At 36.5% G+C, this 13,122-nt stretch carries 10 protein-coding genes; 6 read left to right on the top strand and 4 right to left on the bottom strand.

Annotated elements, in window-relative coordinates:
- Nucleotides 1–19 precede the first annotated feature (19 nt).
- The gene (gene tig, locus EV07_RS08770; protein WP_036919559.1) at nucleotides 20–1,420 is read right to left on the bottom strand and encodes a trigger factor; all 1,401 of its coding nucleotides are present in this window, start codon (nucleotides 1,418–1,420) and stop codon (nucleotides 20–22) included.
- 165 nt (nucleotides 1,421–1,585) lie between these two features.
- On the opposite strand from tig, the gene EV07_RS08765 reads away from it, so the two are divergent.
- The 3 genes from EV07_RS08765 (at nucleotide 1,586) to EV07_RS08755 (ending at nucleotide 5,567) form a co-directional block, all read left to right on the top strand.
- Nucleotides 1,586–2,617: an aspartate-semialdehyde dehydrogenase gene (locus EV07_RS08765; protein ID WP_036919557.1), complete on the top strand. Its 1,032-nt coding sequence runs from the start codon at nucleotides 1,586–1,588 to the stop codon at nucleotides 2,615–2,617.
- Nucleotides 2,614–3,522 carry a 4-hydroxy-tetrahydrodipicolinate synthase gene (gene dapA / locus EV07_RS08760; RefSeq protein ID WP_036919554.1) on the top strand — a complete coding sequence of 303 codons (909 nt, stop codon included), beginning with the start codon at nucleotides 2,614–2,616 and terminating at the stop codon, nucleotides 3,520–3,522. Before EV07_RS08765 ends, dapA begins: the two co-directional genes overlap by 4 nt.
- A gap of 74 nt (nucleotides 3,523–3,596) precedes the next feature.
- The gene (locus tag EV07_RS08755; protein WP_036919552.1) at nucleotides 3,597–5,567 is read left to right on the top strand and encodes a ribonuclease J; all 1,971 of its coding nucleotides are present in this window, start codon (nucleotides 3,597–3,599) and stop codon (nucleotides 5,565–5,567) included.
- 19 nt (nucleotides 5,568–5,586) lie between these two features.
- Here the strand turns inward: EV07_RS08755 and tilS are convergent, their stop codons facing one another.
- Entirely contained in the window at nucleotides 5,587–6,597 is a 1,011-nt protein-coding gene (gene tilS, locus EV07_RS08750; RefSeq protein WP_036919550.1) for a tRNA lysidine(34) synthetase TilS, read from the bottom strand.
- Nucleotides 6,598–6,682: 85 nt separating this feature from the next.
- Here tilS and EV07_RS08745 point away from each other — a divergent pair, with 85 nt between their 5' ends.
- Entirely contained in the window at nucleotides 6,683–7,465 is a 783-nt protein-coding gene (locus tag EV07_RS08745) for a DUF561 domain-containing protein (protein WP_036919549.1), read from the top strand.
- A gap of 99 nt (nucleotides 7,466–7,564) precedes the next feature.
- Complete coding sequence (gene uvrB, locus EV07_RS08740) at nucleotides 7,565–9,595, top strand: excinuclease ABC subunit UvrB (RefSeq protein WP_036919547.1); 2,031 nt, start codon at nucleotides 7,565–7,567, stop codon at nucleotides 9,593–9,595.
- 5 nt (nucleotides 9,596–9,600) lie between these two features.
- Here the strand turns inward: uvrB and EV07_RS08735 are convergent, their stop codons facing one another.
- Entirely contained in the window at nucleotides 9,601–11,361 is a 1,761-nt protein-coding gene (locus EV07_RS08735; RefSeq protein ID WP_036919546.1) for an aspartate kinase, read from the bottom strand.
- A gap of 51 nt (nucleotides 11,362–11,412) precedes the next feature.
- Entirely contained in the window at nucleotides 11,413–12,414 is a 1,002-nt protein-coding gene (gene holA, locus EV07_RS08730; protein WP_036919544.1) for a DNA polymerase III subunit delta, read from the bottom strand.
- A gap of 65 nt (nucleotides 12,415–12,479) precedes the next feature.
- Here holA and EV07_RS08725 point away from each other — a divergent pair, with 65 nt between their 5' ends.
- Entirely contained in the window at nucleotides 12,480–13,106 is a 627-nt protein-coding gene (locus EV07_RS08725; RefSeq protein WP_036919542.1) for a precorrin-8X methylmutase, read from the top strand.
- The last annotated feature ends 16 nt before the right edge of the window (nucleotides 13,107–13,122 follow it).

Below are 13,122 nucleotides of genomic sequence, written 5' to 3'. Positions count from 1 at the left end.
GTGTAATTTATCTGATTGGTCAATCTTTAGTTTTTTTCTTAGGTTTTGATGTGGACGCTTTTTGCTTAGTTGAAAACTTATTTTTTGCTTTTGATTGGCTTTCTGAGGTTTTCTCTACAACGGTATTGTTTTCTTCAAGCCATTCAAAAAGTTTTTCTTCAAGAAGATCATCTTTCACTACTTCTTTCAATTTACTCTGATCAATATTTTTCTCTCCAGCAAGTTCTTTTCTGACTTCTTTTAGTTTGTTTTCCAGTACTTTTTCATCTATTTCTATTTTCAGTTCTTTTGCTAGAGCATTTAGAGCAAAGTTATTTCTGAGGTTTGCTTCTGCTTCAGGCCTAGATGATTCCATAAGGGAATTAACTAGTTCTGGAGTGAAAGTTGATTTCACATCCATTCCTTGCTGTGCAAAATTTCTTGCAGTTTGCTCAATTAAATTGCGGATTTCCTGATCAATGAGTGTTTTTGGCAACTCAACTTCTAATTCTTTAACTAGAGCTTCTAGTAGGGAATCTTGACGATTTTTTTTATTACGCTTTTCCGCATCTTCTTTTAACCTATTAGTCAGATCATTCCGAAGCTCAGTCATAGTTTCTTTATTCCCTGCTTGTTTGGCAAAAGCATCATCAAGTTTAGGTAGTTCGCGTTCTTTTATATCTTTTAATTGAATATTAAATAATGCTTTTCTTCCACGGGCTTTTTCATCTTGATAATCTTTGGGGAAAGTGCATTCAATATCTTTTTTTTCATTGATTTTCATACCACAAATTCCTTCAATGAACCCTGGGATCATGCGACCTTTATCGAGTTCTATGTCCATTGATTCTCCACTACCTCCATCTATCTCAGTTCCATCATCAGCAAAAGTTCCGCTGAAACTTACTACAGCAATATCCCCTTGCGATGCTGGCCTGTTTTCTACTGGGATGATCGTGGCAAGTTGTTTCCGAGACTGCTCTATTAGTTCATCCACTTTGCTTTTATCAAATGAGATTGATTCTGCCTCAGCAGTCAGACCTTTTGAAGCTTTGAGTTTGGGAGTAGGTGTTATGTCTGTTTCTAAGGTTAGTTTTAATGATTTGTCTGGATTGAAAGTTTCGAGTAATGATTCGAACCCTCCTGTTAACTCTGGTTCGCAAAGAGGTTCTATTGTTTGATCTTTTAGTGCTTCTTTCCAAACTTTCTCTAACAATTTTTCTAATGCTGAAGCTTGAATTCTTTTGGATCCAATTTGCTGCAAAATAACTGCTTTAGGAACTTTACCTTTTCTAAAACCAGGAAGATTTGCAGATTTGCACAAAGTAGATATGGCATCTTCAAAACTTGCATTGCATTGTTGAGCTGGGACTTCAAACTCAATTGCTAGGCGACTTTTAGGAAGAGATTTGGTTTTAATTTTTAATTGGGGAATGCTCATTGGTTTGCTTAGGATCAGACCTCATTGGCCTATTACTTTATGGAAGAGTAAGACCATCTATCAAAAACTATTATTCTTTTATCGATTTTTGGACATTAGTCTGTTTTGATTTTGCAAATTTGGATAGCATTGATTCTTTAAGAATTACCTTTTGCTTTTGATGGTTTGACTTTTAATCACTTCTTATCGGATCGGCCTCCAACTATTGCTGTTCTTGGTTCAACCGGAGCAGTTGGTGTTGAAATTTTGAAAATACTTGAAGAACGAATGTTTCCAATCAAGGAATTGAGATTATTGGCGTCGGAAAGATCTGCTGGTCAAAAACAATTTTGGAAAGGACAGAATCTTTTGATAGAAAAGGTTTCTAAAGAAAAATTTGAAAATGTTGATTTAGTTTTGGCTTCAGCAGGGAGCTCTATTTCTAAACAATGGAGACCGATTATCAATTCTTTAGGTGCAGTAATGGTAGATAATTCCAATGCATTCAGAATGGAACCTGATGTTCCTTTGGTTGTCCCAGAAGTTAACCCAGATGCAGTGTTTACCCATAAAGGAGTAATTTCTAATCCCAATTGCACCACCATTCTTTTATCTTTAGTTTTAGCGCCTCTAGCATCTAGGCTTCCAATTAAAAGAGTTGTTGTTTCGACTTACCAGTCTGCCAGTGGTGCAGGAGCTAAGGCTATGGAGGAGTTAAAACAACTTACTCAGGATGTTTTAAATGGAAAGACTCCTCAAAGTAAAGTTTTGCCATATTCTCTTGCATTTAATTTGTTTCTTCATAATTCCCCTCTTCAAGAAAACAATTATTGTGAAGAGGAAATGAAAATGATCAATGAAACAAGAAAGATTATGAGTGAACCTAATCTTTCAATAACTTCTACTTGTGTAAGAGTTCCTGTTCTAAGAGCACATTCTGAATCAGTAAATATTGAGTTTAACGAGCCATTTCCTTTAGATGAGGCTAGGGAGATATTAAGTAATGCACCAGGTGTTAAATTATTAGAAGATATTAAAGTTAATAGATTCCCAATGCCAAGTGATGTCAATGGAAAAGATGATATTGCAGTAGGAAGAATTAGAAAAGATTTCAGTAATCCAAATGCTTTGGAATTGTGGTTGTGTGGCGATCAAATTCGAAAAGGTGCTGCATTAAATGCCATTCAAATTGCTGAACTTTTGTTTAAAGGATCATGAGTAATCTCGCCGAATTATCACCTGCTCCATTTGGACGTTTGCTTACGGCAATGGTTACTCCATTTGCTCAAGATGGATCTGTAGATTTTGCTGTAGCAGCGAAACTTGCAAAACACTTGGCTGCACAGGGTTCTGATGGAATTGTTGTGTGTGGAACTACTGGAGAATCACCAACTCTTACTTGGAAAGAACAGTATCAATTACTCGACACTGTTAGGAATGCAGTTGATGAAAAAATCAAGGTTTTGGCTGGTACTGGTAGTAATAGTACTTCTGAAGCTATTAATGCAACTGCTCATGCAGCCGCAGCAGGTGCAGATGGTGCCTTAGTCGTAGTTCCCTATTACAATAAGCCTCCTCAAGAGGGCTTAGAAGAACATTTTCGAGCTGTTGCCAAAGCTGCGCCAGACTTGCCTCTAATGCTTTACAACATTCCTGGAAGGACTGGTTGTTCAATCCTGCCAGAGACTGTTGAAAAACTTATGGATTCTCCAAATATTATTAGTTTCAAAGCTGCTAGTGGTAATACAACAGAAGTTACTGAATTGAGAATGAGATGTGGTTCTTCATTGGCAATTTATAGTGGAGATGATAGTCTCATTCTTCCAATGTTATCTGTTGGTGCTGTTGGAGTTGTTAGTGTAGCGAGTCATCTAGTTGGTCCGAGTCTAAAAGCAATGATTGAATCATATTGCTCAGGCCAATGTAGGCTTGCTCTTGGATATCACGAACAGTTGCAACCGCTTTTTTCAGCTTTATTTGCTACAACTAACCCCATCCCTGTGAAAGCAGCCCTTGAACTTGTTGGATGGCCTGTAGGCGAACCACGCAGTCCATTATCTCCTTTAAGTGATCAAATGAAAAAAGAACTCTTCAAAACCCTCACAGCCTTGCGAGAAACCTAAAAGGGTTTTTGCAATTGCCTTTTTGAGAGCCTTAATCTCATTAGTAAATCCAAGTCGTTTATTATGCTTTTCTCATGACTATCAGTGCTAAGAATTCTCCTATTAACTCTTCTAAAGATCCTAATTCTAAAGAACCAACCCTAAAGGTGATCCCTCTTGGTGGATTGCATGAGATTGGCAAGAATACATGCGTTTTTGAATATGGAGATGAATTAATGCTTGTGGATGCAGGCTTAGCTTTTCCAAGTGATGGAATGCATGGTGTAAATGTTGTTATGCCTGATACAAGCTATTTGCGTGAGAATCAGAGAAGAATTAGAGGAATGATTGTTACCCATGGGCATGAAGATCACATAGGGGGAATTTCACATCACTTAAAGCATTTCAATATTCCTGTCATATATGGACCGCGCTTGGCAATGTCAATGTTGCAGGGAAAAATGGAAGAAGCGGGGGTAACAGATAGAACAACAATTCAAACAGTTGGCCCTAGAGACGTGGTGAAAGTAGGTCAATCTTTTTCTGTTGAATTTATTAGAAATACTCATTCTATGGCTGACAGTTTCTCGTTAGCTATTAAAACACCAGTTGGAACAGTAATATTTACTGGTGACTTTAAGTTTGATCATACCCCTGTAGATGGTGAGCATTTTGATCTTGCTCGTCTTGCTCATCATGGAGAACAAGGTGTTTTGTGCCTTTTTAGTGATTCAACTAATGCAGAAGTTCCAGGTTGGTGTCCATCTGAAAGAACAGTCTTTCCTTCTTTAGAACGTCATGTTTCTGAAGCAGAGGGGAGAGTAATTATTACCACTTTTGCAAGTTCAATTCATCGTGTTGCGATGATTTTGGAACTAGCTCTTAAGCATGGACGAAAAGTTGGATTACTTGGTAGATCAATGTTGAATGTAATAGCTAAAGCAAGGGAAATCGGCTACATGAAGGCTCCTGATGAGTTATTTGTTCCTATAAAACAAATTAGAGATATGCCAGATCGAGAGACATTGTTGCTAATGACAGGAAGTCAGGGAGAACCATTGGCAGCTTTAAGTCGTATATCAAGAGGAGAGCATCAACATGTTCAAGTCAAAACAACAGATACAATTATTTTTTCAGCTAGTCCAATTCCAGGAAACACAATATCTGTAGTGAATACTATTGATCGTTTAATGCAACTTGGCGCAAAAGTCGTCTATGGAAAGGGAGAAGGAATCCATGTTTCTGGACATGGTTTTCAAGAAGATCAGAAGTTGATGTTGGCATTAACAAAACCAAAGTATTTTGTACCAGTTCATGGAGAGCACAGAATGCTTGTTTGTCATAGTAAGAGTGCTCAGTCTATGGGGGTTCCAGAGAACAATATTTTGCTTCTTGAGAATGGAGATGTAGTCCAACTAACTTCTAATTCAATTAGTAGAGGTCAACCAGTCAAAGCTGGGATCGAGCTTCTAGATGCATCTAGAAATGGGATTGTAGATGCACGTGTTTTAAAAGAACGGCAACAACTTGCTGAAGATGGTGTAATTACTCTTTTGGTAGCGGTTAGTACTGATGGGGTGATGGTTGCCCCGCCTCGTGTCAATTTAAGAGGAGTAGTGACAACTGCTGAACCACGAAAGATGTCTTTGTGGACAGAAAAGGAAATTGTATGGGTTTTGCAGAATAGATGGAAACAATTGTCTAGGCAGGTCAGTTCAAATTCTGTTGAAGTAGATTGGATTGGATTTCAAAGAGAAGTTGAATCTGGTTTAGCAAGAAGAATGCGTAGAGAGTTTCAAGTAGAGCCCTTAATACTTTGTTTAGTGCAGCCTGCACCTAGTGGTACCCCAGCTTATAAAGGGAGACTTGATGAGGAACCTAATCATTCTCAAGGCATTCAAAAAAAGGTAAATCCTTCTAGAAACCAAGCGTCTAATCAACATAGTCAACCAGATCAATCTCATATCGCGAAAACTAAGATTGATGCAAAAACTAATTTAGATGATGCTACTAAGAATGAAGAACCTATTGGCAGGACAAGACGACGTCGTTCTGCAGTGGGTTGATATTTTTTGAAAAAAGCGATTATTTAATTATCAATATTGAGTGCTTGTTCCAGCTAATTTGTAATCCATCTGATAAATGGATCGTTCCAGGAGGCTTGCCTGGTGAAATTTTTCTACTAAATTCTTGAAGTTGTTTAGTCGATAAAATAGGGCCATTATTTTCTCTGATCCAATGAGTTAAGATCATTGCTCTTGCTGTCAGAGAAAGCTTGCCGACTTTTTCTCTGCACAATCCTTGCCCATAGCTTATTGCTTTAATTGCAAATTTCGTTAGTTGATATTGATCACGATCTAATTTTGAAAGATTATCTGCAAGTTGTGCTATTCGAATACTGCTTCCGGGGTGAAGATCTTCTAGAACAGGTATTACTTCTTCCCTAATTCTGTTTCGACTAAAATTCAAATTTGAATTTGATGGATCAATCCAAATAGGAATATCCAGTTCATTACATATTTGTTTGGTTTCTTTTCTGCTAAATATCAACATTGGTCTAATGAGTTCAATATCCTTTTCTAATTTTCGACATTCTTTTAAACTGCTCAAACCCTTTAAATGTGATCCTCTAGCAAGATTCATCAGAAAAGTTTCTGTTCGATCACTGCCAGTATGTCCTGTTAAAACATGTTTGCATGGTAATGAAGGATTTGCTTTGGATAGTAGCTCTGCTTGCTTTATCAGGTTTGTATAACGCCACTCTCTGGCATCTTTTTCAGTAAGCACATTTTTTTTGTTAGTCTTTTTAAAAAAGAATGGAACATCTTGATTGGCGCACCATTTTTTTAGTTGGTTGGATATTTTTGTAGATCCCTTGTGCCAACCATGGTCTCCATGCCAAACATGTAACTCCCATTGATAAATTCTTTTGAGATCAAGAATTAATCTCAAAAGTGCCATCGAGTCTTGGCCTCCTGAAATCGATATTAAAAGAGAGGATCCACTTGGGAGGAGATTGCTTTTGTGTTTTAGTGATTTGTGGAGCCTTTCATGCCAAAGGCTCCAAGGTTTCTCTGGTTTTGAGAATAGTGACATTTTTTTAGGTTAAGTCACCAAATTGACTTGGTTTAGTTCTTGATCAGGAACTAATATCACAATTAGGTTATTCGTTCTTAAATTAATGTCGCGTCTTCAGAGTCTCCCTTATGAACTTCATAAGAGTTTTTTGAATCATACAGTTCTAAAAGTCATTTCTGGGTTAAACAATTTTAATAAATCTTCTGTTCAGAAAATTGCAAGAGCTGCTTCTATAGGGAAGGCTGATTTGTTGGATATTGCTTGTTCTCCAGATTTAGTTAAAGCGGCTTTAGAGGTTTCTGGTCTGCCAATTTGTGTTAGCGCTGTAGAGCCTAAGCTTTTCCCACCAGCAATTCAGGCTGGTGCAACAATGATTGAAATAGGTAATTTTGATTCGTTTTATTCACAAGGGAGAGTGTTTGATGCAGATGAAGTTCTTTCTCTAACTCTTGAAACCAGAAAACTTCTTCCTGATGTCGTCTTATCTGTAACTGTTCCTCATACCTTGTCGCTTGATAAACAGTCTCAATTAGCTTTAGATCTAATAGAAGTTGGTGCTGATTTAATTCAAACAGAAGGAGGGACAAGCTCTAAGCCTTCCCACTCCGGTGTCCTAGGTCTTATTGAGAAGGCTGCACCAACATTAGCTTCTTTACATAGTTTTTCTAAAAGTTTTGCAGAGATAGGTTGTACAGCACCTTTGTTATGTGCATCAGGTTTGTCAGATGTAACTGTTCCAATGGCTTTAGTTAGTGGAGCTAGTGGTGTTGGTATTGGTTCAGCTATTAATCGTCTGGATAATGAATTGGAAATGGTAGCGATGGTTCGAAGCATTCGACAAGTTACTTATTCTCCACAATCGCTTGTTTCAACTGCTCTTAAATAAATGAATATTGGAAAGTTAGTTTATCTTTTAAAATAAGATTATTTTTATATTTATATCAGAGATATCACGTAATGGTTTTGCTGGAGGCTTTCACTTTATATGTCTAAGTATCATTTGAATGCTCCTTATTCTCCTAAAGGAGATCAGCCAAAGGCAATTATGAGTTTAGTCGATGGACTTAATAACGGCAAGAAATATCAGACTCTTTTAGGAGCAACAGGTACTGGTAAAACTTTTACGATTGCAAATGTAATTGCTAATACTGCTAGACCTGCTTTAGTTTTGGCTCATAATAAAACTTTAGCAGCTCAACTTTGCAATGAACTGAGAGAATTTTTTCCTGATAATGCTGTTGAGTATTTTATTTCTTACTACGACTACTATCAACCTGAAGCTTATGTTCCAGTCAGTGATACCTATATAGCTAAGACTTCTTCTATAAATGAAGAAATAGACATGTTAAGGCATTCAGCTACAAGATCTTTATTTGAACGGAATGATGTAATAGTTGTTGCTTCAATAAGTTGTATTTATGGATTAGGGATACCTAGTGAATATTTAAAGGCAGCTATAAGATTTAAAGTAGGCGAGGATATTAACCTTCGTTCTGCATTAAGAGAGTTGGTTGGTAATCAATATTTTCGTAATGACATTGATGTTTCTCGCGGTAAATTTAGAGTGAAAGGTGATGTGCTTGAAATTGGACCAGCTTATGATGATAGATTAGTTAGAATAGAACTTTTTGGAGAAGAAATTGAGGCTATAAAATATATTGATCCAATTACTGGTGAGATTTTAGATAATTTAGACTCCATATGTATCTATCCAGCCAAGCATTTTGTGACCCCTAAGGAAAGACTTTTGCTAGCAATTAATTCTATTAAAACAGAACTAAATGAACAAATAGATTTTTTTAATACTCAAGGTAAACTACTCGAAGCACAAAGACTTGAACAAAGAACAAAATATGATTTAGAAATGCTAAGAGAAGTTGGTTATTGTAATGGTGTAGAGAATTATGCACTTCATTTGTCTGGAAGAAAGCCTGGAACTCCGCCTGAATGTTTAATTGATTATTTTCCTAAGAATTGGCTATTGATTGTAGATGAAAGCCATGTAACTTGTTCCCAATTACTTGCAATGTATAATGGCGATCAATCAAGAAAAAAGGTTTTAATTGAGCATGGATTTCGATTGCCTAGTGCTGCAGATAATAGACCATTGAAATCCGAAGAATTTTGGGGTAAGGCTAATCAAACGATTTTTGTTAGTGCAACACCAGGTACTTGGGAATTGGAACTTAGTAGTAATTCAATTGTTGAACAAGTTATAAGGCCTACAGGTGTATTAGATCCAATTATTGAGGTTCGTCCTACAAAAGGTCAGGTAGAGGATCTTATTGATGAGATTAAAGTTAGGGTTGATAAGAAGCAGAGGGTTCTAATAACTACATTAACCAAAAGGATGGCAGAAGATTTAACAGATTATTTATCTGAAAGTAATATTAAAGTTCGTTATCTTCATTCTGAAATTCATTCCATAGAAAGAATTGAAATTATTCAGGATCTTCGCATTGGAGAATATGATGTATTAGTTGGTGTAAATTTACTTAGAGAGGGTTTAGATTTACCAGAGGTTTCTCTAGTTGTTATTCTTGATGCTGACAAGGAAGGTTTTCTTCGTGCAGAAAGGTCTTTAATTCAAACCATAGGTAGAGCTGCTCGTCATGTGGAAGGAACAGCATTGCTGTATGCAGATAATTTGACAGATTCTATGAAACGAGCAATTTCAGAAACAGAACGAAGGAGACTTCTTCAAGATACTTATAACCAGAAAAATAATATAATACCTATGCCAGCTGGTAAAAAAGCTAATAATTCTATACTTTCTTTCTTAGAACTTTCTAGAAAATTAAGAAAAGATGGTTTAGATAGTGACTTGGTTGAAATTGCAGGTGATGTTGTGGATAAATTGAAATCAAATACTATTGATATTTCAATTGAGGAACTCCCTAATATTATTGATGAATTGGAGATGAAGATGAAGCAATCAGCAAAAGATCTAGATTTTGAACAAGCTACAAAATTAAGAGATAAAATTCATGAGCTAAGGAAAAAATTGGTAAGGTAAAAGTTTTAAATAGAATTTAAATTAAAGAAGCTATGTACTTTTTGTAGAGCAATAATTCCATCTTTTTCTGCTACAACGCAGGTGGTTCTAATTTCACTTGTTGCAATCATCATGATATTAATATTTGCGTTTGCAAGTGCCCTAAACATTTTCCCAGCTGTTCCTACACTTGTTGGCATTCCTGCTCCAACTGCGCTAACCCTTGCAATTGCTTTACCATCTTCCATATAGGAATTAGGCCACATTTTCAATAGGGGAGTTAAAGCATTATCTGCATTTTTGCGGTCAGATTTTTTCAAAGTAAAGCTTATAGTTTTACCATTAAATTTATGCTTTCTTTCTGATTGTACAATCGTTTCCAAACAGATTCCTGCATCAGCAAATGAGCGACAAATAGTTGCTGCTGATCCAGGTATATCTGGAATATTTATAACACTTACTTGAACTTGATTTGGATCTAAAGCAACACCGCTAACTTCAGGTTCGCCAATGTAAGTATATTTAGGATTAATTCTTATTTGTTTGTTTTTGAGATTAAAAATCTCACTAACAACTTTAAGCCCTTTTGTTCCTAAGTCAGAATTAAGAACACAGCTAACTTTGACCTCACTAGTTGCTATTAGTCTTAAATTAATTCCAGATTGTGAAAGTGTTTCGAAGAATTTTGCTGCAATTCCTGGTCTCCCCATAATGCCTGCCCCACTTATACTTAATTTTGCCATTTTGTTTTGAACAGTAACTTCACCTCCTAATTTTTTAATTACTTTTTGAGTTACAGCCTTTGCTTCTTTTAAATCCTTCTCTGAAATAGTAAAAGTGATATCATTACTATTCTCTTCATGGGTAGATTGTATAATTAAATCTACATTTATTCCTCCTTTAGATAGTGATTCAAATAATTCTGCTGCAATTCCTGGCTTGTCGGGAATATGTGAAAGACCTATGACTGCTTGGTTCTCAACTAATTCAATCCCATTGACTGGTCGGCTTAGCTCTAAGCCTTCTTTTGCTAGAGAATACTCACCTTTGCTTGTAAGTGTTGTCCCTGGCTGATCATCCCAACTAGAACGTACTACTACTTTTACCCCATAATTTCTTGCGATTTCAACTGCTCTTGGATGTAATACTGATGCACCAAGACTTGCCAATTCAAGCATCTCATCACAGCTAACACTTTTCATGAGTTGCGCGTCTGGAACTGTACGTGGATCAGTAGTGAGAACACCTGAAACGTCTGTATAGATTTCACATGCATCTGCCTTTAAAGCTTTTGCAAGTGCTACCGCAGATGTATCAGACCCACCTCTTCCTAGAGTTGTTATTTCTGCTGTTTTGCTACTACTAAGACTTGTACCTTGAAAACCAGCTACAACCACAACATGCCCTGCTTTTAAAAGTTCTTTAATTCTTTCTGTTTTAATTTCTAGGATTCGAGCTTTACCATAAGCTGATTCAGTAATAATCCCGACTTGGGAACCAGTCATTGATGTTGCTGCGATGCCAAGTTGATTTAGAGCAATTGATAATAAAGATATTGTGACTTGTTCTCCAGTAGAAAGAAGCATATCCATTTCTCTTGCAGGCGGATTGCTACTTATTGCTAAAGCGAGATTAGTTAGTTCATCAGTGCTGTTGCCCATTGCCGAAACAACAATTACCAGGTCATTCCCAGCTTCTTTACATGATGCAATTCGTTTTGCAACTGCTTTAATTCGCTCCACACTGCCAACAGAGGTGCCACCAAATTTTTGCACCAGAAAAGTCATTTACTTTGTTGTGAAGGTTTGATTCTTTTAGAGAAGTTTAAATTTAGATCACTATCTTATTAGTAGACAATCTCGAAATGCATTTTTCGCAGGGATTCCTTTTTTTAATAATTCTTCTATTTCCAATGCTTTGCTAAGTAAGCCAATAAAAAATACAGGGGATTTACCTTTAATTTGTTTACGTATCACATAAATCCTTTTTGGATTTGCAATTCCTGCTTGCTTAGCAATAAAACTGACCTCTTTTGGCTCATTTTGTTCAAGTAGACTGACCCAGAGCCAACCTCTTATTTGTGTTGTAATTGTAGCTAATATCCTTAAAGCTGCTTCACCTTGATTAAGAAGGTAATCCACTCTTGAAAGAGCATCTCCCCATTTTTCTGTGAGAAGGTAATCACAAATTTGAAGAGAGTTTGCTGAAATGGTATGTATTAGCTCATCAACTGTTTCTTTAGTAATTACTACTTTTTGCATTGTTGTCTTCATCGTTTTTGCTTCTTGTAAGAGAACTAATTTCTCTAGCTCTAAAATCAGTCTTTGACTATCGTTTCCTAATGCTTCCACAAGAGAAAATATTGCTTCTTCCTTCAACTCTATATTCATTTCTTTAGCTGTTCGCTCTACTAGTTGTTTTTGACCTACTCCATCCCAGATTGCAGGAAGAACAAAACTTTTCTCAAATGCTTGATTTGATTTAATTAATTTATTTAATAATTTAGTAGTTTTTAATCGACCATCTGGCTTGTTTTGATTGATTAGGATTAGATATGTGTTTTTAGGGACTAAATTGATTACGCTTTCAAAATGAGTTGCTAATTCAGTTGAACACCCATTGCAAAATGGACTTCTATTGACTAGTACAATCCTTTTACCTGTGCCAAAGGGTGGAGTTCTGGCTTCCTCAAGCGACTGATGAGCGTGTGCTGGATTTTGTCCATCTAGCCGACTTAAGTTAATACTTGTCCATTGAGGCTCTATTGCTTGTTCAATGAATTTATTTATTGATCTATTAATACCGCCACAATCATCTCCCCAGATCAAATGTATTGGCATGAGAGTAGCTGATTGGTATTTCTTTATAAATCATGCCTTAAAAAATTCTTTTTGAGCAAACAAAAGTGACGACAATTGACCATCCGATTTTCCTCGAAAGCCTTCGATATATTCGTTCAAGGCTTAAAACCTCATTTGTGGATTCTTTAGAGCAACAAGTTCTTGAGAGACTAATTCACTCTACGGGTGACTTTTCTATCCAGGATTACTTGAGATTCTCTCCTAATGCTTGTCATATAGGCGTATCTGCATTGCAAGCAGGAGCACCTATTTTGACTGATACATATATGGCTGCAGCGGCTATTTCACCAATGGCAATGAGGACATTGCAATCTCAAGTTTATTGTGTTTTAGATTGGACTCCATTGAATACCACTGCTTCTACTCCTCGTACTGCAATTGGTGTAGAGAGAGCTTGGAGTGATCTTTCAAATCAATTTTCCAATAGTAGATCACCTTTAGTTTTATTTGGGAGTGCACCAAAAGCTTTGGAAGTTTTATTGAACTTAGTCACCCAGGGGGCAATGTCTCCTAGTTTGATTATTGGAATGCCTGTTGGTTTTATAAGCGTTATTGAGAGTAAGAGATTGCTATCAAATTGTGATTTACCACAAATACGAATAGATGGAAATAGAGGAGGTGCTGCGATGGCAGCAGCAACGATTAATGCTTTATTAAGAGCATCTGTTTAAATCAGTTTTCAAAGAC

It is taken from the genome of Prochlorococcus sp. MIT 0603 (genome assembly GCF_000760215.1).
Lineage (GTDB): Bacteria > Cyanobacteriota > Cyanobacteriia > PCC-6307 > Cyanobiaceae > Prochlorococcus_E.
The sequence above is the reverse complement of the archived record's forward strand: the minus strand, read 5'-3'. Positions and strand labels throughout refer to the sequence as shown.